General features: G+C 73.5%; 22 protein-coding genes and 2 tRNA genes. 3 read left to right on the forward strand and 21 right to left on the reverse strand.

All coding sequences use genetic code 11. From position 1 onward, the window contains the following. Nucleotides 1–120: 120 nt before the first annotated feature. From mutM to coaD, 5 genes are all read right to left on the reverse strand, one after another. Entirely contained in the window at nucleotides 121–1,068 is a 948-nt protein-coding gene (mutM, locus tag I6G21_RS10220; RefSeq protein WP_064725608.1) for a bifunctional DNA-formamidopyrimidine glycosylase/DNA-(apurinic or apyrimidinic site) lyase, read from the reverse strand. Nucleotide 1,069: 1 nt separating this feature from the next. Next, complete coding sequence (gene rnc, locus I6G21_RS10225) at nucleotides 1,070–1,768, reverse strand: ribonuclease III (protein ID WP_064725609.1); 699 nt, start codon at nucleotides 1,766–1,768, stop codon at nucleotides 1,070–1,072. A 14-nt stretch (nucleotides 1,769–1,782) separates the two neighbouring features. Beyond that, nucleotides 1,783–1,986: a 50S ribosomal protein L32 gene (gene rpmF, locus I6G21_RS10230; RefSeq protein ID WP_058730891.1), complete on the reverse strand. Its 204-nt coding sequence runs from the start codon at nucleotides 1,984–1,986 to the stop codon at nucleotides 1,783–1,785. A gap of 2 nt (nucleotides 1,987–1,988) precedes the next feature. Beyond that, nucleotides 1,989–2,600, reverse strand: coding sequence for a YceD family protein (locus I6G21_RS10235; RefSeq protein ID WP_064725610.1), 612 nt, complete (start codon nucleotides 2,598–2,600; stop codon nucleotides 1,989–1,991). Between the two features lie 65 nt (nucleotides 2,601–2,665). Then, nucleotides 2,666–3,157 carry a pantetheine-phosphate adenylyltransferase gene (gene coaD / locus I6G21_RS10240; protein WP_058730889.1) on the reverse strand — a complete coding sequence of 164 codons (492 nt, stop codon included), beginning with the start codon at nucleotides 3,155–3,157 and terminating at the stop codon, nucleotides 2,666–2,668. 41 nt (nucleotides 3,158–3,198) lie between these two features. Between coaD and I6G21_RS10245 the strand changes: the two genes are divergently transcribed. Continuing rightward, nucleotides 3,199–4,461, forward strand: coding sequence for an aminotransferase class I/II-fold pyridoxal phosphate-dependent enzyme (locus tag I6G21_RS10245; protein ID WP_081275548.1), 1,263 nt, complete (start codon nucleotides 3,199–3,201; stop codon nucleotides 4,459–4,461). 64 nt (nucleotides 4,462–4,525) lie between these two features. On the opposite strand, the gene rsmD is transcribed toward I6G21_RS10245, so the two are convergent. The 5 genes from rsmD to I6G21_RS10270 all read right to left on the reverse strand — a co-directional run bounded on the left by rsmD (nucleotide 4,526) and on the right by I6G21_RS10270 (nucleotide 10,555). Continuing rightward, entirely contained in the window at nucleotides 4,526–5,098 is a 573-nt protein-coding gene (gene rsmD, locus I6G21_RS10250) for a 16S rRNA (guanine(966)-N(2))-methyltransferase RsmD (RefSeq protein WP_058730888.1), read from the reverse strand. Nucleotides 5,099–5,177: 79 nt separating this feature from the next. Next, on the reverse strand, nucleotides 5,178–7,418 hold the full coding sequence (locus I6G21_RS10255) for an ATP-dependent DNA helicase RecG (RefSeq protein WP_129357458.1): 2,241 nt from the start codon (nucleotides 7,416–7,418) through the stop codon (nucleotides 5,178–5,180). Then, a complete protein-coding gene (locus I6G21_RS10260; protein WP_058730886.1) occupies nucleotides 7,415–8,407 on the reverse strand; it encodes a DAK2 domain-containing protein in 993 nt (330 codons plus the stop codon). The genes I6G21_RS10255 and I6G21_RS10260 overlap by 4 nt, the downstream gene beginning before the upstream one ends. Continuing rightward, complete coding sequence (gene thiL, locus I6G21_RS10265; protein WP_129357457.1) at nucleotides 8,397–9,530, reverse strand: thiamine-phosphate kinase; 1,134 nt, start codon at nucleotides 9,528–9,530, stop codon at nucleotides 8,397–8,399. The genes I6G21_RS10260 and thiL overlap by 11 nt, the downstream gene beginning before the upstream one ends. Continuing rightward, nucleotides 9,527–10,555: a hypothetical protein gene (locus I6G21_RS10270; protein WP_232238450.1), complete on the reverse strand. Its 1,029-nt coding sequence runs from the start codon at nucleotides 10,553–10,555 to the stop codon at nucleotides 9,527–9,529. The genes thiL and I6G21_RS10270 overlap by 4 nt, the downstream gene beginning before the upstream one ends. A gap of 233 nt (nucleotides 10,556–10,788) precedes the next feature. On the opposite strand from I6G21_RS10270, the gene I6G21_RS10275 reads away from it, so the two are divergent. Beyond that, a complete protein-coding gene (locus tag I6G21_RS10275; protein WP_231377303.1) occupies nucleotides 10,789–11,328 on the forward strand; it encodes a DUF3515 family protein in 540 nt (179 codons plus the stop codon). 18 nt (nucleotides 11,329–11,346) lie between these two features. On the opposite strand, the gene I6G21_RS10280 is transcribed toward I6G21_RS10275, so the two are convergent. From I6G21_RS10280 to leuC, 9 genes are all read right to left on the reverse strand, one after another. Further along, nucleotides 11,347–12,489 carry a D-alanine--D-alanine ligase family protein gene (locus I6G21_RS10280; protein WP_058731248.1) on the reverse strand — a complete coding sequence of 381 codons (1,143 nt, stop codon included), beginning with the start codon at nucleotides 12,487–12,489 and terminating at the stop codon, nucleotides 11,347–11,349. Nucleotides 12,490–12,584: 95 nt separating this feature from the next. After that, on the reverse strand, nucleotides 12,585–13,337 hold the full coding sequence (locus I6G21_RS10285) for a succinate dehydrogenase/fumarate reductase iron-sulfur subunit (RefSeq protein ID WP_058731249.1): 753 nt from the start codon (nucleotides 13,335–13,337) through the stop codon (nucleotides 12,585–12,587). Further along, nucleotides 13,334–15,298, reverse strand: a complete 1,965-nt coding sequence (locus I6G21_RS10290) for a fumarate reductase/succinate dehydrogenase flavoprotein subunit (protein WP_058731250.1) — start codon at nucleotides 15,296–15,298, stop codon at nucleotides 13,334–13,336. Before I6G21_RS10290 ends, I6G21_RS10285 begins: the two co-directional genes overlap by 4 nt. Further along, the gene (locus I6G21_RS10295; RefSeq protein ID WP_058731251.1) at nucleotides 15,295–16,065 is read right to left on the reverse strand and encodes a succinate dehydrogenase cytochrome b subunit; all 771 of its coding nucleotides are present in this window, start codon (nucleotides 16,063–16,065) and stop codon (nucleotides 15,295–15,297) included. Before I6G21_RS10295 ends, I6G21_RS10290 begins: the two co-directional genes overlap by 4 nt. 250 nt (nucleotides 16,066–16,315) lie before the next feature. Continuing rightward, nucleotides 16,316–17,443 (reverse strand): NAD(P)H-dependent glycerol-3-phosphate dehydrogenase, encoded by a 1,128-nt coding sequence (locus tag I6G21_RS10300; protein WP_081046039.1) that lies wholly within the window; start codon nucleotides 17,441–17,443, stop codon nucleotides 16,316–16,318. Nucleotides 17,444–17,517: 74 nt separating this feature from the next. After that, nucleotides 17,518–18,324 (reverse strand): lysophospholipid acyltransferase family protein, encoded by an 807-nt coding sequence (locus I6G21_RS10305; RefSeq protein ID WP_081046038.1) that lies wholly within the window; start codon nucleotides 18,322–18,324, stop codon nucleotides 17,518–17,520. A 5-nt stretch (nucleotides 18,325–18,329) separates the two neighbouring features. Continuing rightward, nucleotides 18,330–19,661, reverse strand: a complete 1,332-nt coding sequence (murA, locus tag I6G21_RS10310) for a UDP-N-acetylglucosamine 1-carboxyvinyltransferase (RefSeq protein ID WP_064725614.1) — start codon at nucleotides 19,659–19,661, stop codon at nucleotides 18,330–18,332. A 185-nt stretch (nucleotides 19,662–19,846) separates the two neighbouring features. Beyond that, a complete protein-coding gene (leuD, locus tag I6G21_RS10315; protein WP_058731253.1) occupies nucleotides 19,847–20,446 on the reverse strand; it encodes a 3-isopropylmalate dehydratase small subunit in 600 nt (199 codons plus the stop codon). Nucleotides 20,447–20,508: 62 nt separating this feature from the next. Next, complete coding sequence (gene leuC, locus I6G21_RS10320) at nucleotides 20,509–21,948, reverse strand: 3-isopropylmalate dehydratase large subunit (RefSeq protein WP_058731254.1); 1,440 nt, start codon at nucleotides 21,946–21,948, stop codon at nucleotides 20,509–20,511. Nucleotides 21,949–22,184: 236 nt separating this feature from the next. On the opposite strand from leuC, the gene I6G21_RS10325 reads away from it, so the two are divergent. After that, nucleotides 22,185–22,910 carry an IclR family transcriptional regulator gene (locus I6G21_RS10325; RefSeq protein WP_058731260.1) on the forward strand — a complete coding sequence of 242 codons (726 nt, stop codon included), beginning with the start codon at nucleotides 22,185–22,187 and terminating at the stop codon, nucleotides 22,908–22,910. Nucleotides 22,911–23,092: 182 nt separating this feature from the next. Here I6G21_RS10325 and I6G21_RS10330 read toward each other — a convergent pair. After that, nucleotides 23,093–23,165 (reverse strand) — tRNA-Glu (locus I6G21_RS10330). A 130-nt stretch (nucleotides 23,166–23,295) separates the two neighbouring features. Next, nucleotides 23,296–23,367 (reverse strand) — tRNA-Gln (locus tag I6G21_RS10335). Nucleotides 23,368–23,522 lie beyond the last annotated feature (155 nt).

Raw genomic sequence — 23,522 nt, forward strand, 5'->3', positions numbered from 1 at the left:
CGGCGACAGACCCTGAGCGCGGGGTTTGGGAGCGGTTTCGGTGTTTGGGAGCGTCCTCGTGGCTCCCACACGCTGAAACCCCTCCCAAGCGCGCTGCCGGGGCCGCGTGGGGGGGCGGAGTCAGAGCGCGCGGGGGGCGCGCTGGCAGCGCGGGCAGCGGTAGGAGGAGCGGTTCATGAACGGCTCCCGGCGGATCGGGCGCCCGCACCGGCGGCAGGCCAGACCCTCCCGGCCGTAGACGTTCAGCCCCCGCGCGAAGTAGCCGGACTCCCCGTTGACGTTCACGTACAGGGCGTCGAAGCTCGTCCCGCCCTCGGCCAGGGCCTCGGTCATCACCTCGGTCACCGCGCCCAGCAGGTCCCGGGTCTGCGCGGCCGTGAGGCTGCGGGCCGGTTTGGCGTAGTGCAGCCGGGCCCGCCACAGGGCCTCGTCGGCGTAGATGTTGCCGACCCCGGAGATCGCGGTCTGATCCAGCAGCACCCGCTTGATCCCGGAGTCCGTGCGCAGCAGCCGACGCCGGAAGGCGCGGGCGTCGAAGTGCGGATCCAGCGGGTCCCGGGCGATGTGCGCCACCGACGCCGGGATGCTCGCCTCCCCGAGCTCGGAGGCGCCGGCCCCGGGCACCGGGGAACCGGCGGCGTCGTGCACCGGCAGCAGCCGGTCCAGGAACATGCCGCCGAAGATCCGCTGGTCGACGAAGCGCAGCTGGCCGCGCCCGCCCGGGAAGGACTCCCCCGCCTCCGCAAGATCGAAGCGCAGCCGCAGGTGCCGGGGATCCGGGGCGTCGGGCCGAGCCAGCAGGGCCTGCCCGCTCATGCCCAGGTGCACCACCAGGGCATCGTCCAGGCGGTGCCCCTGCGGATCCGCGAGCAGCAGCCACAGGTACTTCCCGCGCCGGGCGACGTCGTCGATCCGCGCGCCACTGAGCCGGGCGCGGAAATCCCCCGGTCCGGCGTCGTGGCGGCGCAGGGATCGGGGATCCAGGACCTCGACGTCGGTGACGCGGGCGCCGAGCACGTGCGCGGCCAGTCCGGCGCGCACCACCTCGACCTCGGGCAGCTCCGGCACCTCAGGCGCCGGTGACCACGCCGTGCAGGGCGCGGAAGGCGACCTCCGCGGCCTCCCGCTCCGCCTGCTTCTTGGCCGGACCGGAGCCCTCCCCGTGGGCGGTCCCGCCCAGCAGGACGGTGGCCCGGTAGATCCGGGCGTGCTCGGGGCCCTCGCCCTGGACCTCGTAGCTGACCTCCCCCAGGCCGCGGGCCGCGGCCAGCTCCTGGATCTCGGTCTTCCAGTCCCGCCCGGCGCCGAGCACGAACTCATCGTCCAGCAGGGGCGAGGTGAAGCGCAGGACCAGGTCCCGGGCGATCTCCGGGCCGCAGGTGATGAAGGTCGCCCCGAACAGGGCTTCCATGGTGTCGGCGAGGATCGAATCCTTGTCCCCGCCGTGGGAGATGGCCTCTCCCCGCCCCAGGCGGATGTGCTGCCCCAGGCCGATGCCGCGGGCCAGCACCGCCAGGGACCGCTCGGAGACGACGGCGGCCCGACGCTTGGCCAGCTGCCCCTCGGGCAGGTGCGGGAAGCGGTGGTACAGCTCGGTGGTCACGGCCAGGCCGAGCACGGAGTCCCCGAGGAACTCGAGGCGCTCGTTGTCCGGGGTGCCGGGGTGCTCGTGGGCGTAGGAGCGGTGGGTCAGCGCAAGCAGCAGCGTCTCGGCGTCGATGTCGACGCCGAGACGCTGCAGAAGCTTTCCGTGGGACGCGGTGTCCATGGTGGGAACCTGGATCAGGCGTCGGCCACCTTGCGGCCCTTGTACTCGAAGTACAGCGGGGTGCCGGCGGAGTCGGTGACGACCTTGGCCTGGTGCGGGAGGCTGTAGGTCACCTTCCCGTTCTCCACGGTCTTGACCAGCTGAGGCGCGGTCGCCTTCCACTGGGAACGGCGTGCGCGGGTGTTGGCACGGGACATCTTCCTCTTGGGAACAGCCACTGCTATCTCTCTTCTCTCGTCGTTGTCGTCTCGTTCGCGGCATCCTCGGTGCCGAGCAGCCCCGACAGGGCGGACCAGCGCGGATCCACCACGTCGTGGTGATGCTCCGGATCCTCCTCCAGGCGCGCCCCGCAGACGGAGCACAGGCCCGGGCAGTCCTCCCGGCACACGGGCTGGAACGGAAGCTGCGTGATCACTGCGTCCCGCAGCACGGGCTCGAGGTCGATCGCATCGTCCTCGACGGCGTGCTGCTCGTCCTCCTCGTCCGCTGCGGGCTCGGGGTCCAGGACGTACAGCTCCTGGATGTCGGCCGTGACCGGAACCTCGAGAGGATCCAGGCAGCGGCTGCATTCACCGTGGGCCGTCACGGACGCGGTGCCGGAGACCAAGATACCATCATGCACGGATTCCAGGCGCAGATCCACGGTGATGTCGGAGCCGGCCGGCGCCCCGATCAGGGCGTTGCCGAAGTCCTCGGGGGCCGGCAGGGCCCGCCGAAGCGTCTCCATCGTCCCCGGCCGGGCGGCCAGGGCCTTCACGTCGACCACGAGGGCCGATGCCTTCTCACGCGTGATGATGCACTCCTGTTCGAGGTTGGACCGACGTCCCAGCATACTCGAGACGCCGAACCGGGACAACCCCGCCGCGGCAGCCGTCGATCCCACCGGCCGGCGGAGCCTCAGCCGTGCCCCAGCAGCCCCTGCTCCAGCAGGTGCCGGTGCACGCTGCGCGGCAGGTAGTCGGAGACGTCCCCGCCCAGGGAGGCGACCTCCATGATCAGAGAGGAGGAGAGGTGCCCGTGCTTGGGGTCCCCGGCCAGGAAGACCGTCTCGACGCCGGCGAGGTTGCGGTTCATGGTCGCCATCGGGGCCTCGTACAGGTAGTCCCGGTCATCGCGCAGCCCCTTGACGACGGCCCCGGCCCCGCGGGAGCGGGCGAACTCGGCCAGCAGGCCGGCGCCCATCGGCTCCACCGTGATCCCGTCCAGCCAGGAGAAGACCTCCTGGACCATGGCCACCCGCTCCTCCAGGGGCAGGCGGAAGGTCTTCTGGGGGTTGTGCGCGACGGCGACGATGACCCCCTCGGAGAAGATCTTGGCGGCGCGGGCGATGATCTCGATATGGCCGTTGTGGATGGGGTCGAAGGATCCGGGGCACACAGCGAGGGTCATGTCTGCCAAGGTACCAGGGCCGGGCCCGTAGCATGGCAGGCATGTCTGCGAACACCGGCGCCTCGCGCCTGCCCGAGCCCGTGGATCCCGCCAGCCCATCCCCCGCGCCCTGGCGGCGCCTGGCCGATGCGGCGGGTCTGATCGATGAGCGGGGACGACTGTCCTCCACGATCTTCGAGGAGATGAGCTTCCTGGCGGCCCGGCACGGGGCGATCAACCTCGGCCAGGGCTTCCCGGACACGGACGGCCCCGAGATCCTGCGCGAGGCCCTGGCCGAGGCGGTGGCCGGCGGCGGCAACCAGTACGCGACCATCGCGGGCGACCCGGACCTGCGCCGGGGCGTGGCCGAGGCCGAGGAGCGGGCCGGGCGGCGCCGTCCGGACCCGGAGACCGAGGTCACCGTGACCGCCGGGGCCACCGAGGCCCTGGCCGCGGCGATGCTGGCTCACCTGCGCCCGGGCGATGAGGTCGTGTTCTTCGAGCCCTTCTACGACCTGTACCCGGCCGTGGCCGCGCTGGCCGGGGCCGCCGTGCGCACCGTGCCCCTGCGCCCGCCGCACTTCCGCCCGGACCCCGAGGACCTGGCGGCGGCCTTCACCGAGCGGACCCGCATGGTCGTGGTCAACGACCCGCACAACCCCACGGGCACGGTGCTGGGCGAGGAGACGGCGCGGCGCGTCGTGCAGCTCGCGGCGGCCCACGACGCGCTGATCCTCACGGACTCGGTGTACGAGCACCTGCACTACGACGCCGACCCCGTGGATCTGGCCGGGCTGCCCGGTGCCGCCGAGCGCACCATCCGGGTCTCGGCCGCCTCGAAGACCTTCTCCGTGACCGGCTGGCGGGTGGGCTGGGCCATCGCCCCGCAGCCCCTGACCCGCGCCCTGCGGGTGACCAAGGGCTACCTGTCGCATTCGGCGGCGGCCCCGCTGCAGGCGGCGGTGGCCCGGGCGCTGGCCTGGGCCGAGCAGGGCTCCTTCTACCCAGAGCTGCACGAGCGCTACCGTCGCCAGCGCGACGTGCTGCTGGAGGGCCTGTCCGCGACCCGCCTGGAGGTCTGCGCGCCGGAGGGCACGTTCTTCGCCGTGGCCCGGGTCGGCCGGGACGCCCCGGAATGGGCCGGCACCGGGGCGCAGCTGGCCCAGGCCCTGCCCGAGCGGGCCGGGGTCGCGGTGGTGCCGCTGAGCGCCTTCGCCACGCAGGCCAATGCCCACCTCTACGCGGACTGGGTGCGCTTCGCCTTCTGCAAGCGCCCCGAGGTGCTGCGCGAAGCCACGCGACGGATCGCCGCCGCCGGGCTGTGAGCCGGTCCCCGGGGAGTCTGGTGCGCGGGGATCCGGGCCCGAGGCACCCCGAGGCTGGGCCCGCTCAGGCCTCGGCCGGCTCCGCGAACCACAGGGCCGTCTCCCCGTAGGTCCGGTGGGAGAAGCGCTCCAGACCCGCCGGCCACACGGGCTCCTCGTCCCGGGCGGAGCGCTCCACGACGACGACGCCGCCGGCGTCCAGGCGGGGGGCCACCCGCATCAGCAGGTCCGCCAGCTCCTCCCGGCCCATCGCGTACGGCGGGTCCAGGAAGACCAGATCCCATCGGGGCTGCTCGGGGAGCCGCTCCAGCCAGGGGCGGGCCGCGGCGTCGTGCACCGTCACCCGCGCGGGGGCGCCGGCCCGGGTCAGGACCGCCAGGTTGGCCCGGCAGGCGCTCAGGGCCGCGCGGTCCCGGTCCACCAGGTCCACGCTGGAGGCGCCCCGGCTGGCCGCCTCCAGGCCCAGGGCCCCGGAGCCGGCGAACAGGTCCAGCACCCGGGCGCCGGCCAGCACGTCGTAGCCCTCCAGCCGAGAGAACAGGGATTCCTTGACCCGGTCCGTGGTGGGGCGGGTGTTCTGGCCTCGCACCGGCTGCAGCCGGGCGCCCCCGGCGATCCCGGCGATGATCCTGCTCATTCTGCGCTCCCTCCGCCGCCTCGCATCTTCTCCTTCCAGGCCCGCTGCGCCGTCACCGCTGCCCGACCCGCCGCGCGGCTCATCCGCGCTCCAGGTAGCGGCTGGCCTCATCCGAGTCCGCCCGCTCCACGGCGGCGGCCAGATCCGGCCACCGGGACAGCTCGGGGTCCTCGGCCACCAGCTCCCGGGCATCGGCGCGGGCCTGGGCGATGATCTGGGGGTGGCGCAGCACGGAGAGGGTCTTCAGGGTCGAGTGCGTGCCGGACTGGCTGGCGCCCAGGATGTCGCCTTCGCGGCGCTGCTCCAGATCGGCCAGGGACAGCGCGAAGCCGTCCCGCGTCGAGGCCACCGCGTGCAGGCGCTGCATCGAGGGCCCGTCCTCCTCCTGCTCCGTGACCAGCAGGCACGTGCCGGGCAGGCTCCCGCGCCCGATGCGCCCGCGCAGCTGGTGCAGGGTCGAGATGCCCAGCCGGTCCGCGTCCATGATGACCATCAGCGTGGCGTTGGGGACGTCCACCCCCACCTCGATCACCGTCGTCGCGACCAGCAGGTCGATCCGCCCGGCCGCCATCTCCTGCATGATGCGGGTCTTCTCCTCCCCCGGGACCCGGCCGTGCAGGATGCCGATGCGCACCCCGGCCAGCTCCGGCATCCCGGCCAGGCGGGCGGAGAGACCCTCCACGGACTGCAGGGGCGCGCCGGTGCCGGGGCGGGCGGGGCCGCCGTCCTCGACGGTCGGCACGACCACGAACACCTGGTGCCCGGCCTGGGCCTCCTCCCGGGCGCGCTGCCAGATCCGCTGCTCCCAGCCGGGGTGCGCGGCGAGGGAGACCACGTGGGTGGCGACCTCCCGGCGCCCGGCCGGCAGCTCGTCCAGCACGGAGGTCTCCAGGTCCCCGAACACCGTCATCGCGACCGAGCGCGGGATGGGGGTGGCCGTCATGACCAGCCGGTGGGCCGGGGCCTGGTCGGAGCCGCTCAGGGCGTGGCGCTGGGCCACCCCGAAGCGGTGCTGCTCATCGACGACCACGAGCCCGAGGTTCTCGAAGATCACCTGCTCGCCGAGCAGCGCGTGGGTGCCGACGACGATCTGCGCGGCGCCGGTGGCGATGTCCAGCAGGGTCTGGCGCTTGGCGGCGGCCGGCTGGGAGGCGCTGAGCAGCGCCACGTGAACGGGCCCCGTCGGGGCGGCCAGGTCCCCGAGGGCGGCGGTGAGCGAGCGCAGGTGCTGCCCGGCCAGCACCTCGGTGGGCGCCAGCAGCGCCGCCTGCGCCCCGGCGTCGGCGACCTGCAGCATCGCCCGCAGGGCCACGAGGGTCTTCCCGGAGCCGACGTCGCCCTGCAGCAGCCGGTTCATGGGCCGGGTGCCGGCCAGGTCCGCGGCGATCTCCTCCCCGACCCGCACCTGCCCGTCGGTGCGGCGAAAGGGCAGGGCGGCGTCGAAGGCGGCGAGCAGCCCGTCCTCCCGGGCCGGGTGGGCGCTGGTGCGCCGGGACTCCCACCGGTGGGCGCGCCGGGCCAGCACGGTCTGCAGGATCAGCGCCTCCCGGTAGCGGAAGGTGCGCAGACCCCGGTGCGGCTGCTCCTCATCGTCGGGGCGGTGCGCCGCCTCGTAGGCCGCGGCGATCGGCATCAGCCGGTGGCGGCGGCGCAGGGCATCCGGGACGGGGTCCTCCAGCTGGGTCAGATCCGTGCCGTCCAGCACCGCGGCGACGGCGGCGGCGATCCGGTCCGTGGTGTATTTCGCGGTCGCGGGGTACACGGGGATCGGCGCCTGGGCGGCCTGCGGGTCCGCGGCGGCCGCGAGGTCCGTGAGCACCGCGTAGTGCGGGTTGGTCAGGGTGAGTCGGCCCCGGTACTCGGAGACCTTCCCGGAGAACATCACGTGATCCCCGGGGTGCAGGTCCTTGGCCGCGGTCCAGGCGTTGAAGAAGGACAGGGTCATGGTCTGTCCCGGGTCCGCCGGGGCCACGCCGATGTCGGTGCCCGCCAGGCCGTCCAGGCGCGCCGCCGCCGTGTCCGGGGCGGGTGCGGGGCCGGTGCCTGCGGGGTCCAGCTGGTCCGTGACGGTGACCTCGGCGATCGAGCCGCGGCGGGTGTGCAGGGAGCGGGTGTGCACGGAGAGCACCCGGGAGATCAGGGAGACCTCCTGGCCCTCCCGCAGCTCGGCGAAGCTGGTCAGCTCCCCGCGGGGCAGGTAGCGCCGCGGCAGGTGCTCCAGCAGGTCCCCGACGGTCTCCAGGCCCAGGTGCCGGCTCAGGGCCTTCGCGGTCTGCGGGTGCAGGACCTCGGTGAGGGGCCGGTCCTCCAGGCGGGTCACGAGCGCTCTCCCGGGGCGAGGGTCTCGGTGGTGATGCCGGTGGGTCGGCCGTGCCGGGTGAGCACGGCCATCGCCTCGGCGGCCGTGCCCACGTGCACGTGCACCTTCCAGCGCATCCTCGGCCCGGTGGGGTCGATGGCGGTCATGATCACGGAGTCGCCGATGCCGGTCAGCTCGTGGCGCACGGTCGCCGCGGCCAGCGGGTCCAGCGCGATCGTGCACATGAACTCGACGGCGTCGGGATCGGTCGCGGGCCCGCGCGAGGGATGGGCCGACGGGTTCCGGTCGGCGGGCTCGGGGGTGGTGAGCCACCTCCCGTAGGGGCGCTCGGGGGCCCCGGGGTAGGCCTTCCCGGCCACGGTGTGGCTCAGGCAGTCCAGGACGATGAGCACGCCGAGGGCCCCGGCGTCCACCCGTCCGGTGCCGCGCAGCACCTCCAGCTGCTCCCCGGAGGCGGCCACGGCCCGGCAGCCCTCCTCCACGAGGTGCTCGAGCAGGGCGACCAACCCCCGGTGGGAATCCGGTTCCTCGGTGGATCGGGCCACCCACTCCTCGGAGGCCTCGGCCACGGTGCGCACGAGGGTCCAGATGGTGCCCTCCACGGGGTCGTTCAGGGCGGAGGTGACGCGCACCCGCGCGTGGTCCAGGGCCGCGGCCAGCTCCGGTGCGCTCAGGCGCTTGGTGTCGGTCAGGGGCTCGGCCATCCCGGCGAGCATGACCGCCAGGAGGGTCCCGGAGTTGCCGCGGGCCTCCTCCAGGCAGTGCTGGGCGCAGATGCCCAGCAGCTCCCCGAGCAGGCTCGTGCCGACCAGCCGGGCGGCGTCGGCCCCGGCGCGCACGGTGGCGGCGAGGTTTCCGCCGGTGTCGGCGTCGGCCACGGGGAAGACGTTGAGGGCGTCCAGGGGTTCGCGGACCTCCTCCAGGGCCGCGGCGGCGGTGCTCAGCCAGTCGCGCAGCGCCTCCGCGCCGGTCGCCGTCCTACCCGCCAAAGTGATCCCATCCCAGGTGCTCGGGGACGCCTCCGTCCAGGGTCACGGGCGGGTCGTCCCTGTGCTCGTCGTCGCTGTGGTTCTTGCGGCACGAGCCTATCGCACGCACCCCGGGGGGCAGGGGCGCCTGTGGAGGCAGGCAGGCCAGCAGCCCGTGGTCCTCTCCCCCGGTCAGCACCCAGTCCATCGGGTCCCGTCCGAGGAGGCGCCCGGCCGGCTCCAGGTCCGCGCGCAGCCCGCTCAGGGCCGGGGAGTCCAGCCGCACCTGCACCCCGGAGGCCCGGGCCAGCCGCCCGGCGTCGCGCACCAGGCCGTCGGAGACGTCGATCATGGCCCGGGCCCCGGCACCCGCCAGGGCCGGGCCCGCGCCCAGGGGCGGGCAGGGGCGCAGCTGGGTGGCGGCCAGGTCCGCCAGGGCCCGCCGATCCGCATCCCGCGCACCCGGCCGGGCGTGCGCGGTGTCCTCCTCGGTGGGGATGTCCCCGGGGTCGAAGTCCTCGTGCAGCAGCAGGTCCAGCCCCGCCGCAGCGCGTCCGAGCGTCCCGGCCAGCACGACGACGTCCCCGGGCCGGGCCCCGTCCCGGCGCACCGGCATCCCGCGGCAGGCGCCCAGGGCGGCGACGGTCGCGGACAGCTCCCCGGCCCCGCCCAGGTCCCCTCCGTCCACCGAGCAGGCGTCGGCCCCCAGCGCGCGGATCGCGGCCACGTAGCCGCGGGCCATGTCCTCGAGGAAGTCCACCGCGGTGGTCCCGGGGAAGCTCAGGGAGATCACCAGGCTCAGCGGGTCCGCGCCCATCGCGGCGAGGTCGGCGAGGTTCTGCGCGGCGGACTTCCAGCCCAGCTCCGCACCGCGGGTGCGGTGCCCGCACGGCCACCGGAGCAGGTGGTCCTCCCCCTGGGTCTGGGTGTCGGTGCTGAGCACCGCGAGGCGTCCGGCCAGGTCGTAGACGGCCGCATCGTCCCCGGGGCCCTCCACGACGCGCGGGCCCTCCGGGGAGCGGCCCGCCGGCTGCGCGGCGAAGATCGGCAGGATCCGCCGCAGGATCCCCTCCTCCCCGGTCGCCGCGGCCGTGCCGGGGGCGGGCTCCCGCCCCTGCTGGGCCGCGTGGTGGGCCGGGGTCATCGGCGTCCGGCCCGACGGGGCCCGCCCAGCGTCCGGGAGGAGCGGTGGATGACCAGCACGATCCCCCCGAGGGCCAGGGCGGAGAACACGATGATCGGGATCGGTCCGCGCAGCGCGGAGAGGTCCGGGGTCCCCGCGCCGGCCTCGGTGCTCAGGCCCGCGTCCCCGAATTCCCCGCGCACGGCCTGCACGCCGGCGTTGTCATTAGAATCCACGGGGGCCCCGCCCGAGGTCCGGTCCGAGCGGGCGGAGCCGTCGTCGCGATCCAGGTAGTAGCTGACCCAGCCGGAGACTCCGGCCAAGGTCGGCTCTCCGCCGTGCTCGCGCAGCGGGGAGAACCCGCCGTGCTCATCGGCGCGTCCCCGCGCCTGGGGCCGAGTCGAGGAGCCGCCCGTACCCTCGACCCGCGCCTGCGACTCCCGGGTGCCGGGAGTGTAGGGGACGGCCGCCTCCTGACGTCCGGGCGCGACGTCGGAGGCCGCCGAGCCGCCGTCCGACCCGCCGGAGGACGGCGCGCCGCCCGCACCACCGGAACCGCCGGTGGCGCTGGGCTGGGGCGCCGGGGCGCGGGTGGGCTCCTGCGTGGGCTCGCGGGTCGGCTCACGGGTGGGCGTGGGCTGCGCGGAGCGGGTGGGCGAGGCCGACGGGGATCGGCTCGGCGCGGGGCTGGACGTGGGGGATGCGCTGGGCGCGGGGGTCGCGCTCGGAGCGGTGGGGGCCGGCGTCGGCTGCCCCGCCGGGGTGGCGCTGGGCGCGGTGGTGGGGACCGCAGGGGCCGTGGGCTCGACGCTCGAGCTGGGCGCGGGAGCGGTAGTGGGCTGCGCGGTGGGGGCAGGGGCGCCCGTGGGATCGGGGGCCGCGGAGGCGGATGCGCTCGCGGTGGCCTGCGGGGCGGGGGTGGGCTGTCCGGGCGCTTCCTGGGCCAGGGCGGCGCCTCCCACGCAGGTGCCCACGAGGCAGGTCAGCGCGCCGACGCCGAGGGCCCGCGCGCGGGCTGCCCGCCGGGGGTGGGCTCTGCGGTCCATGGAAGCTCCTTCCTGCGCACGGCACGGCGGTTCTCTCGGCGGCGACGGGCTCGGGCGCCGTCTCCCGGGGCCTGGTGCCGCCCCGGCGTCGGCCGCTGCGGTGGACTACCCTGGGGACCGTGTCATCCCCAGCCGCCGCCCTGCCCTCGCCGTCTGACAGTGTACGGACCGCCCCTCGGAAAAGACAGACCCGCCGGGTCCTGATCCTCACGGGCACCCTGGCGGGGGCGCTACTGCTCAGCGGCTGCGCGGGGGCGGCCGTGACGCTGGATCCGGCCCCCGATGCCGCGGATCCCGCATGCGCGCCCGCGATGGTGGCCATGCCCACCCAGCTGACCGGTCTGGACCAGCGCGAGACCACCGCCCAGGCCACCACGGCCTGGGGGGATCCGGCGGCGATCGTGCTCAAGTGCGGGGTGCATGTGCAGGAGCCGGTCGCGGATCCGTGCGTGAGCGTCAACGGGGTGGATTGGATCCTGGCCCGGGAGGACGATCAGGCGGACCCGGCGTCGGCGGCCTCGGATTCCCCCACCCGCGCCACCTCCGGCAGTCCGAGCCCCGCGGCCTCCTCCGCGTCGGCAGGCGAACGGTCCGAGGACCCGACGGGCACGTGGACCGCGACCACCTTCGGGCGCACCCCGGCGATCCGGGTGACCTTCGACGCCTCGAAGGTGCCCTCCTCCTCCCTGCTCACCGAGCTGGACTCCGCGGTCTCCCAGATCCCGCAGACCAAGAGGTGCCAGTCCGTGCAGGATCTGCAGTACCACCGCTGAGCCCGCAGCGCGCCGGGCTCAGCGCAGTCCGACGGGGCGCTCCAGGGCCAGGCGCAGCAGCTCGTCGACCAGCTGGGCGTAGCCGATGCCGGTCTCCTCCCACATCAGCCGGTACATCGAGATCGGGGTGAACCCGGGCAGGGTGTTGATCTCGTTGATCACGACGCGCTCATCCGTGGTCCAGAAGAAGTCCGCCCGCGCCAGACCCTCCGCATCCACGGCGAGGAACGCCCGCACGGCCTGCGCGCGGATGTCATCGCGCACGGGCTGCGGCAGGTCCGCGGGGCAGCGCAGCACGGAGTCCTCGGTCTGGACGTACTTGGTCTCGAAGTCGTACCAGGCGTCCTCCTGCCCGACGACGACCACCTCCCCCGGGTGCGAGGCCCGCGGGGTGTCGTGGTGGTGCCCGTCGAGCACGGCGCACTCGATCTCCCGGCCCTCGATCCCGGCCTCGACCACGACCTTGGGGTCGAACTCCTGGGCCTCGGCGACCGCTGCCTCCAGGTGGGCCCAGTCCTCGACCCGGGTGATCCCGCAGGAGGATCCGGCCCGGGCGGGCTTGACGAACACCGGCAGCCCCAGCTCCCGGACCCGCTCGATGCTCTCCAGCCGGGACCGCTCCCACTGCCGGGCGGTGATGACCCGGTAGGGGCCCACCTGCAGCCCGGCGGCCTCGAAGGCCATCTTCATGAAGTGCTTGTCCATCCCGACGGCCGAGGCCGTGACCCCGGAGCCGACGTAGGGCAGCCCGGCCATCTCCAGCAGGCCCTGGAGGGTGCCGTCCTCCCCGAAGGGACCGTGCAGCAGGGGGAAGACCACGTCCAGGCGGGGGCCCTCGTGGAAGGAGCCGTCGGCCTCGCGCAGCACCAGGTGCTGCCGGTGGGCGGCGGGCCCGCCCAGCGGCAGGTGCACCTCGGGGCCCTGCCCGGTGAACTCCGGGAGAGTGTCGGCCTCGCGGGTCGCGGTCAGCTCCCGCTCATCGGACAGGTGCCAAACCCCATCGCGAGTGATCCCGATCAGCACGGGCTCGTAGGTGCCGCGGTCCAGGGCCTGCAGCACCCCCGCGGCGGTGATCACCGAGATGGCGTGCTCGGAGGAGCGTCCGCCGAACAGGATCCCCACGGTCGTGCGGTCGGTGGCCTGGCTGGTCGCGATGGTCATGGATGCCCTTCGGGTTCACGGGTGCGGCGGACGTCCCCGATCCTACCGCGGGTGGCCCGCTCCGGACCCAGTCCCGGCCGCGACCGGGCCGCCCCTCAGCCGCGGGAACGGCGACGCAGCACGGCCCGGGCCCGCTCCCGGTTGACCGCGCTGATCGCGGACAGCGGGATCCCTGCGGGGCAGACCACCGCGCACTCCCCGTACACGGAGCACGGCCCGAACTCCTCCTCGATCTGCCCGACGACGCCGCGAGCGCGCTCGGTGCGCTCCGGGGCGCCCTGGGGCAGGGTGGCCAGGTGCTCGAGGATGGACCCGGCGTAGAGGTTCGCCGCCCCGTTGGGGCAGGCGGCGATGCAGGCCCCGCAGCCGATGCATGCGGCGAAGTCCAGGGCCCGCTCGGCCTGGTCGTGGCCGATCCGGTCGTCGTCGGCGTCGTGGGCGGTGCCGGCGTCCACGGCGACGAAGCCCCCGGCCTGCACGACCCGGTCCAGGGCCGAGCGGTCCACCACGAGGTCGCGCACGACGGGGAAGGCCCCGGAGCGGAAGGGCTCCAGGCGCACCGTGTCCCCGTCGGAGAAGGAGCGCAGGTGCTGGCGGCAGGAGGGGGTGTTGGCCTCGGGGCCGTGCGGCTGGTCGTTGACCGTGATCCCGCAGGTCCCGCACACCCCCTCGCGGCAGTCGGAGTCGAAGGCCACCGGCTCCCGACCCTCGGCCACCAGCTGGGCGTTGAGGTGGTCCAGCAGCTCCAGGAGGGACATCTCCTCGGCGGCGTCCTCGATGCGGTGGGTCTCGAAGCGCCCGGGTTCCTCGGGTCCGTCCTGGCGCCAGACGTCGATGGTCAGTCTCATGAGTAGTTCCTCGTCTGCAGGGGTACGGCGGTGAAGGTCAGCGGCTCGGCGCGGCGGATGTGCTGCCCGTCGGCTCCGCGCTGCCAGGCGGAGACGAAGCACCAGTGCTCGTCGTCGCGCAGGGCCTCGCCCTGCTCGGTGCGGTGCTCCTCGCGGAAGTGGGCCCCGGCGGATTCGTCCCGGTCCAGGGCGTCCACGCACATCAGCTCGGCCAGCTCCAGGTAGTCCTGCACGCGTCCGGCGTGTTCGAGCTCCTGGTTCAGCCGGTCCCCGGTGCCGACCACGCGCAGGTCCCGGTGGAAGCGCTCGGACAGCTCCCGGATCTCGGCGATGCCGCGGCGCAGCCCCTCGGCGGTGCGCGAGACCCCGCAGCGCCGGTAGAGGATCTCCCCCAGCTGCGCGTGGAAGCTCTCCGGGCTGGTGCTCCCGCCGATGCCCAGCAGGTGCTCGATGCGCTGGCGCACGTCGTCGACGGCGGCGCGCACCGCGGGGTGGTCCCCGTCCAGCGGCTGCTCGCCGAGGTGCCCGGCGAGGTAGTTCGGCACGGAGTACGGGAGGGTGAACCAGCCGTCCACGCAGGCCGAGAGCAGGGAGTTGGCCCCGAGCCGGTTGGCCCCGTGGTAGGCCCAGCCGGCTTCCCCGGCCACGAACAGCCCCGGGATGCTGGACATCTGGTCGTAGTCGGTCCACAGCCCGCCCATCGAGAAGTGCGCGCCGGGGGCGATGCGCATGGGCACCTCGTGGGGGTCCTCCCCGGTGGCGTCGCGGTACATCGCGAAGAGGTTGCCGTAGCGCTCGTCGATGACCCTGGTGCCCAGGCGCTGCAGGGCGTCGCGGAAGTCCAGGTACACGGAGTTGCGCAGGGGCCCGACGCCGTGGCCGGCCTCGATCTGCTCCCGGGCGGCCCGGGAGGCGATGTCCCGCGGGGTGAGGTTGCCGTAGGCGGGGTACTTGCGCTCCAGGTAGTAGTCCCGCTCCTGCTCGGGGATGTCCCCCGGGGCGCGCTCGTCCCCGGCCTCCTTCGGCACCCAGATCCGGCCGTCGTTGCGCAGGGATTCGGACATCAGCGTGGTCTTGGACTGCCACGAGGCGCTGACCGGCAGGGCGGTGGGGTGGAACTGGATGTAGCAGGGCGAGGCGAACAGGGCCCCGCGCCGGTGGGCCCGCCAGGCGGCGGTGGCGTTGGAGTTGCGGGCCAGGGTGGACTTGTGGAACACGTTGCCGTACCCGCCGGTGGCCAGGACCACGGCGTGGGCGGTGTGGGAGAAGACCTCCCCGGTGATCAGGTCCCGCAGCACGACGCCGCGGGCGACGCCGTCGTGGACGATCACGTCCAGCATCTCGCAGTGGGTGTGCAGGTCCACGGAGCCGGCGGCCACCTGGCGCTGCAGGGCGCGGGCCGCGGAGACCTGCAGCTGCTGCCCGGTCTGCCCGCGGGTGTAGTACGTGCGCGAGACCTGCACGCCGCCGAAGGATCGGGTGGCCAGCTGCCCGCCGTACTCCCGGGCGAAGGGCGCGCCGATGGCGTTCATGTGGTCGATCACGCGCACGGACTCCTCGGCCAGGCGGAAGGCGTCGGCCTCCCGGCCGCGGTAGTCCCCGCCCTTGACGGTGTCCTTGACGAAGCGGCGCAGGGAGTCGTTATCCACCTTGCGGGCCCGGGCGGCGTTGATCCCGCCCTGGGCGGCCACCGAGTGGGCGCGGCGGGCGGCGTCGTGGAAGGTGTAGGCCGTGACCCGGTAGCCCAGCTCCCCCAGGGCCGCGGCGCACCCGGCCCCGGCCAGGCCGGTGCCGATCACCACGACCTCGAACTTCCGGCGGTTCAGCGGGGAGACGAGCCGGTACTCGTCGCGCCGGCGGGCCCAGGCGGTGGCCGGGTCTCCCTCCGGGACCTTCCCGTCCACGGGCTCACCGTGCACGATCCGGGGGTCCACGGCGTCCACGTCGATCCTCTGGCTCATCGCACGACTCCTGTCAGTACGGCTAGGGGGATGGAGATGTTGCCGATCATCACGGCCAGCCCGTACGCCCCGCACAACAGCATCACGGTGCCGCGCACGCGCTCGGCGACGGTGATCCCGACGTCGCACAGCGCGGACCACAGCCCGTGGGCCAGGTGCAGGAAGAGCATCACCATGGCCGCGATGTACACCGCGGCGGCCCAGGGCCGGGAGAAGCTGGCGACGAGGTTGGCGTAGGCGTGGCTGGCCTCGGGGGTGGTGTGCTGGAAGCCCTCCGGGGCCACCCCGACCCCGGCGGTCAGATCCAGCAGGTGGAAGACGATGAACAGCAGCAGCACGATGCCGGTGACCGGCATGGTGCGCGCGGCGAAGGAGTCCATCCCGTGCAGGCCGCGCCGGCGGTGGGGGCCGCGGGCGATCCTGGCCCGCCGGGAGATCACCACCGCGCACCACACGTGCAGCACCAGGCAGATCAGCAGCACGGTGCGGAAGATCCACAGGAAGCCCTCATAGGGCAGCAGCGGCTCCAGGAGCGTGCGCAGCCACAGGGCATAGGCGTCGAAGTGCTCGGGCCCGGTGTAGACCTTCAGATTCCCGATCATATGGACCAGGACGAACAGCGCGAAGATCACCCCGGTGACGGCCATGATCCATTTCGCCAGGACCGTGGAGGGCCAGCCCGCGCGCAGCCGGCGGGAGCGCTCGGCGGCGGGCGTCGGTCTCGTGGCGCGGTCGGGCGGTGCGACGGTGCGGGTGCTGGGGCTCATCGCGGGCTCCTGGGCGAGGGCGGTCAGGGTGGGCGGCAGCGCGGGTCTCCGCGATCGCGGAAGCCCGGTCTCACCTGCTGTCGCAACCATTATCTGCATCATCGGCGCAATATTCGGGGATATCGGCGAAGATGACGGCGATGTGACGTCGCGGATATGCTCGGGAGAATTAGCGAAGAATGTTCTGACGCAATTCCCGCGCGGTGCGGATATCCGCCGTCGCCGGGCTCAGCGGCCCGGAGTGCGGGGATCAGTCCCGGTGCGGGGTCTCGGCCTTCAGGCGCCGGCCCAGCAGCATCGGCTGCAGCTGCTCCACCGCGACCCGCCCCTCCAGCACCGCCACGACCGCCTCGACGATCGGCATCTCCACCCCGTGGCGCCGGGCCAGCTCCAGGACCACCCGGGCGGACTTCATGCCCTCCGCGGTCTGGGTCATGCGCGCGGCGACCTCCGCTTCGCTCAGCCCCGCCCCGAGCAGGCGGCCCGCGGTGTGGTTGCGGGACAGCGGGGAGGAGCAGGTGGCTACCAGGTCCCCCATCCCGGCCAGTCCCGCCATGGTCTCCGGGCGCCCGCCCAGGGCCAGGGCCAGGCGCGTGGTCTCGGCCAGGCCGCGGGTCATCACGGAGGCCTTCGAGTTGTCTCCGTAGTCCCGGCCCTCGCAGATCCCCACGCACAGGGCGATGACGTTCTTGACCAGTCCGCCGATCTCCGCCCCCACCACATCCGCGGAGGTGTACGGGCGGAAGTACGGGGCGTTGCACGCGGCCGCGGCCCGCGCGGCTACGTCGGCGTGTCGGGCGGCCACCACGGAGGCGGTGGGCTGCTCCTGGATGATCTCCCGGGCGAGGTTCGGCCCGGAGAGCACGGCGACCCGCTCGATCGCCCCGGGCAGCACCTGGTCGACCACCTCGGACATCCGCAGGCCGGTGCCCCGCTCCAGGCCCTTGGCCAGGGAGATCAGCACGGCCTCGGGGGCCACCGCCTCGCGCACGGCCTCCAGCTGCGCGCGCAGGGCCTGGGCGGGCAGCCCCAGCACGACGACGTCGGCCCCGTCCAGCACGGCCGCGGCGTCGGAGGAGAACTCCAGCGCCTCGGGCAGGCGGGTGTGCGGGAAGTAGCGGTCGTTGGTGCGCAGGCGCTGGGCCTGTTCCATGGCCTGGGCGTCCCGGCCCCACACGGCCACCGGCCAGGGGCTTCGGGTCTGGGCTCCGGCGTCGGCGGTGATCTTGGCGAAGGCCGTGCCCCAGCTGCCCGCCCCCAGCACCGCCACCTTCCCCGGGAGCCCGCCCTGCGGGGCCGGGTCCGGGGCGAGGTCGGGGTGCGGTGCTGCGTCGACGTGGCGTGCGGCGTCGGGGTGCGGTGCGGGCTGTGCGGTCATCGTCGTCCTCCTCCATCCCGGACCGTGGGCCCGAGGATCAGCCGGGGCCCGGTCTGGCACCGGACTCCCGGGATTCAGCGCTCGGGGTGGCTCACGCGCCGGCCCTGTCGGGGATCCCAGCGCCCGGGCGGGGCGCTCTCCCCGCGCAGCTGCTCCAGCAGCTGCGTGATCGCGGACATCATCCGCTCGGTGGTCTCGGTCAACACCGCGCGGTCCACGTGCTGGGTGCGATCCTCGCCCACCAGATCGGACAGCTCCAGCGGCGCCCCGATGAGGGTGCGCACGCTCTTGCGCGGCAACAGGCGGGGCCGACTCGCGTGCGGGGGCAGCAGCTCCTGGTCGCCCCAGTGGGCCACCGGGATCACCGGCGCCCCGGTGGCCAGGGCGAGCCGGGCCGCCCCGGTGCGCCCGGCCATGGGCCACAGGTCCGGGTCCCGGGTGAGGGTGCCCTCCGGGTAGATGATCACCGCTCCCCCGGCGTCCACCACGGCGCGGGCCGCCTTCAGGGACCTGCTGGCGTCCATGGACCCGCGGAAGACGGGGATCTGGGCGGTGGCCCGTAGCAGCGCGCCCAGCACCGGGACCCGGAACAGGGACTCCTTAGCCAGGAAGCGCGGGATCGTGCCGGAGCGGTAGACGGGGTAGGCCACGGTCAGCGGATCCACCTCGGTCACGTGGTTGGCCACGACGATGTAGCCGCCGTCGCGGCGCAGGTGCTCTTCACCCGACCAGGATTTGCGCAGCGCCAGGGAGTACACCGCGCGCACCACCGTGGCCGCCACGTGGAACAGGGCATCCCCGGCCCTAGTGGGGCCGTTGCCGGTGGCGCGGGCCGCCGCCGCGGTGCCGTGACCGCTCGGGCCGGGCTGCTGGGAGGCCATCCGGATCAGCGTCCCGCGGCGTCGTCGACGTCGAAGCGCGCACCCAAGGCCTGCAGCTTGTCCACGAAGCGCTCGTAGCCGCGGTTGATCAGCTCCACCCCGGTGACCTTCGAGTCGCCCTCGGCCGCCAGGGCCGCGATGAGGTGGCTGAAGCCGCCGCGCAGGTCCGGGATGTTGATGTCCGCCCCGTGCAGCGGGGTCGGTCCGGAGATGACGGCCGAGTGCAGGAAGTTGCGCTGCCCGAAGCGGCAGGGCACCGAGCCCAGGCACTCGCGGTGCAGCTGGATGGAGGCGCCCATCCGGTTCAGGGCGGTGGTGAAGCCGAAGCGGTTCTCGTACACGGTCTCGTGCACGATGGACACGCCGTCGGCCTGGGTCAGGGCCACCACGAGCGGCTGCTGCCAGTCCGTCATGAACCCGGGGTGCACGTTGGTCTCCACGATCAGCGGGTTCAGCTTGCCCCCGGGGTGGAAGAACCGGATGCCCTCGTCGGTGATGTCCAGGCCGCCGCCGAGCTTCCGGAAGGTGTTTAGGTAGGCCATCATGTCCCCCTGGCGGGCCCCGCGCACGAAGATGTCCCCGCCGGTGGCCAGGGCCGCGGAGCCCCAGGAGGCCGCCTCGATGCGGTCCGGCAGCGCCTTGTGGTTGTACCCGGACAGCTCGGGCACGCCCTCGATGTGGATGACCCGGTCCGTCTGCACGGTGATGATCGCGCCCATCTTCTGCAGGATCGCGATCAGGTCCATGATCTCCGGCTCGGTCGCGGCGTTGCGCAGCTCGGTGTTGCCCTCCGCGCGGGTCGCGGTCAGCAGCACCTGCTCGGTCGCCCCCACGGAGGGGTAGGGCAGCTCGATCTTGGCGCCCTTCAGACCCTTGGGGGCGATCATGCGGATGCCGGAGGGCAGCTTGTCCACCTCGGCGCCGAAGTTGCGCAGCACCTGCAGGTGGTAGTCGATGGGCCGGTCCCCGATCTTGCATCCGCCCAGATCCGGGATGAAGGCCTCGCCGATGGCGTGCAGCAGCGGGCCGCACAGCAGGATCGGGATGCGGGAGTCCCCGGCGTGGGCGTCGATGTCCGCGTGCTGGGCCACGGAGACGTTGGTCGGGTTCAGGGTCAGGTCCCCGTTGTCCGGATCCTTGGTGACGGTGACCCCGTGCAGGGACAGCAGGTCGGTGACGACCGTGACGTCCTTGATCTCCGGGACGCTGCGCAGCACCGACGGGCTGGCGCCCAGCAGCGCCGCGACCATGGCCTTGGGGACCAGGTTCTTGGCCCCGCGCACGGCCACCTCACCGCGGAGGGGCTCACCGCCCTTGATGTTCAAAGCGCCGATCATAGCTGTCCAATCGTGAGGGGAACGCCGCGCGGTCTGGCCGCGGCCCGAGCAGCCCTCACCAGCGCCGATGGTCGCGGAAAGGACGTCCCCAGATTATTTCAGTTTCCCGTCCAGGCCAATTCCCCGGACCGGCGACCGGGGTGGATTCGCCCCGCGCGCACCGGCTGCGGGGCCGGCGCGGCCCCTCAGGTGCGCACCGGCAGGGTGCGGGGCTTGAAGCTGGCCCGCCGGGCTTCGAAGTCCTCGATCTCCTGCTCGTGGGAGAGGGTCAGGGAGACGTCGTCCAGCCCCTCCATCAGCCGCCAGCGCGTGTACTCGTCGATCCGGAAGGGCACCTGCAGCCCGCCGCAGACCACGGTGCGCTCGGTGAGGTCCACCGTGATCTGCCGGCCCGGCTCCTCCTCGATGGCCTTCCACAGCAGCTCGACGTCGGGCTGCTCGACCTGGGCGGCCACCAGTCCCTGCTTGCCGGCGTTGCCGCGGAAGATGTCGGCGAACCGGGCGGAGATGACCACGCGGAAGCCGTAGTCCTTCAGCGCCCAGACGGCGTGCTCCCGGGAGGAGCCGGTGCCGAAGTCCGGTCCGGCCACCAGCACGGAGGCGGCCCGGAAGGCCGGCTGGTTGAGCACGAAGTCGGGGTCCTTGCGCCAGCCGGCGAACAGGGCGTCGTCGAATCCGGTCTTGGTGATCCGCTTCAGGTAGACGGCGGGGATGATCTGATCGGTGTCCACGTTGCCCGCGCGCAGCGGGGCGGCGATGCCGGTGTGGCGGGTGATGGGTTCCATGACGGGGCCTTCTTCGACGAAAGGGGCGGGGATCGAGGATCCGCTCGGGAGCGCGGCGGGGCTCAGGCGGGCACCGGCTGTGCGGCGGGCAGGTCGGCCGGGGAGCTCAGGGTCCCGCGCACCGCGGTCGCCGCGGCGACCAGCGGGGAGACCAGGTGGGTGCGTCCGCCCTTGCCCTGGCGTCCCTCGAAGTTGCGGTTGGAGGTCGAGGCGCAGCGCTCCCCCGGGGCCAGCTGGTCCGGGTTCATGCCCAGGCACATCGAGCAGCCGGCGAAGCGCCATTCCGCGCCGAACTCGGTGAAGATCCGATCCAGGCCCTCCTCCTCGGCCTGCAGGCGCACCCGGGCGGAGCCGGGCACGACCATCATCCGCACCCCCTCGGCCTTGGTGCGCCCGCGCAGGATCTCGGAGGCCGCGCGCAGGTCCTCGATCCGGGAGTTGGTGCACGAGCCGAGGAACACGGTGTCCACCGGGATCTCCTTCATGGGGGTCCCGGGCCGCAGGTCCATGTACTGCAGGGCCTTGGCCGCGGAGGCCTGGGCGCTCTCCTCCGCGAAGCTGCCCGGATCCGGCACGGCCTCGGACAGCGGCACCCCCTGGCCGGGGTTGGTGCCCCAGGTGACGAAGGGCTCCAGGGCGTCGCCGTCGATGACGACCTCGGCGTCGAAGCCCGCGCCCTCGTCCGTGCGCAGGGAGCGCCAGTACTGCACCGCCCGCTCCCATTCCTGCCCCTGCGGGGCGTGCGGGCGGTCCTTGAGGTAGGCGAAGGTGGTCTCATCCGGGGCGACCATCCCGGCCCGGGCTCCGGCCTCGATCGACATGTTGCAGATGGTCATCCTGCCCTCCATGGACAGCTCCTCGATCGCGGATCCCCGGTACTCCAGGACGTATCCCTGCCCGCCGCCGGTGCCGATCTTCGCGATGACCGCCAGGATGATGTCCTTGGCGGTGACCCCGGGCTTCAGGTGCCCGTCCACGGTGATCGCCATGGTCTTGAACGGGGCCAGGGACAGCGTCTGGGTGGCCATCACGTGCTCGACCTCGCTGGTGCCGATGCCGAAGGCCAGGGCCCCGAAGGCCCCGTGGGTGGAGGTGTGCGAGTCCCCGCACACCACGGTCATGCCGGGCTGGGTCAGCCCCAGCTGGGGGCCGACGACGTGCACGATGCCCTGCTCGGCATCGCCCAGGGAGTGGATGCGCACCCCGAACTCGGCGGCGTTGGCCCGCAGCGTCTCGATCTGCTGGCGGGAGGTCTGGTCCGCGATGCGCCGGAAGATGTCCTGGGTGGGGGTGTTGTGGTCCTCGGTGGCGATGGTCAGGTCCGGGCGGCGCAGGCGCCGCCCGGCCAGGCGCAGCCCCTCGAAGGCCTGCGGGGAGGTGACCTCGTGGAGCAGGTGCAGGTCGATGTAGATGAGGTCCGGCGCGCCGTCCTGCCCGGTGACGACGCGGTGGTCCTCCCAGACCTTCTCGGCCAGGGTGCGGGGGCGGGATGCCTCGGCCATGTCCTTGCTCCTTCTCGATGCCGCGCCGCGAGGGGCGGCGCGAAGTGTGCTCGGTGACTCATTGTGCCGAGGGATCGGGTAGGCTTCCAGGAAATGGACCAGCCTTCCACCATTTGAGATCGGAGACGTCGACCATGAGCACCAGCACCACGCCGAGCGACCCCGAGGGGCCCACCGGGATCCACCCGGAGGAATCCGGGGAGCGCATCCTCGGAGGCCTGGGCACCGCGGATCCCATGAGCGTGGCCGTGCGGCCCAGCGGCGTCGGGGTTCTGGACAAGGCCACCCACATCCTGGACTGCCTGGAGGCCGGCCCGGCCTCCCTGGCGCAGCTGGTGGAGGCCACCGGGCTGGCCCGGCCCACCGCGCACCGCCTGGCCGTGGCCCTGACCCATCACCGCCTGGTGGCCCGGGACGTGCAGGGCCGCTTCGTGCTGGGCCCGCGCCTGGGAGAGCTGGCCGCCGCCTCCGGGGAGGATCGGCTCTTCGCCGCGGCCGGGCCGGTGCTGAACCAGCTGCGCAACGCCACGGGGGAATCCGCGCAGGTCTACCGCCGTCAGGGCGAATGGCGGATCTGCGTGGCCAGCGCAGAGCGCCCCATCGGGCTGCGGGACACGATCCCGGTGGGCACGCAGCTGTCCATGAAGGCCGGATCGGCCGCGCAGGTGCTCATCGCCTGGGAGGATCATCACCGGCTGCTGGAGGGGCTGCGCCAGGCGCGCTTCTCGGCCACGGTGCTGGCGGCGGTGCGCCGTCGGGGCTGGGCGCAGTCGGTGGGCGAGCGGGAGCGGGGCATCGCCTCGGTCTCGGCCCCGGTGCGCAACCCGGCCGGCAAGGTGATCGCCGCGGTGTCGATCTCCGGTCCCATCGAGCGGCTGTCCCGTCAGCCGGGGCGCCTGCACGCCGACGTCGTCTGCCAGGCCGCCCGCCAGCTCAGCGACGCCCTGCGCGCCCAAGCCTGAGCGGGGCGGGTGGGCGGCGGGCAGGCCCGGGCCGTCCGTTCGCAACCGGCGGCCCGGGCGCCCGCCCCCGAGACCACCGAGTCCATACCGGCGGCATGACGGAGGACGGACGGAAGAATCTGGTCGGAGACGAGAGAAGCCCGGCAGAACATCTGTTCTGCCGGGCTTCTCATCTTAGGCCGTGACCCCAACCGGATTCGAACCGGTGTTGCCGCCGTGAGAGGGCGGAGTACTAGGCCGCTATACGATGGGGCCGGAAGCATTTCCCCGGGGAATCCCCCGGCGTCCTGCGCCTCGAAGAACTCTACCGAATCCGTGAGATCCTGCAAAATCCATTCTCGGTGAAGCTTCTCACATCCGAGCTTTCAGATGCCTGAGCGCTTCGCTGGGATACCAGGACTCGAACCTAGAATGACGGTACCAGAAACCGTTGTGTTGCCAATTACACCATATCCCATCGCTGCCGGATGGCCGGCCTTTCGGGCCGCTTCCATCGCTGCAACGGACATTCACTCTACCGACACCCCGCGGGGCGCGCAACTCGAGGCCGCGTGTCCTCCCCCACAGAGCAGCGCCGCCGCGCCCTCCCCGCTGCGGGACGGGCGCGGCGGC

Source organism: Rothia kristinae (assembly GCF_016028855.1).
GTDB classification, from domain to species: domain Bacteria; phylum Actinomycetota; class Actinomycetes; order Actinomycetales; family Micrococcaceae; genus Rothia; species Rothia kristinae.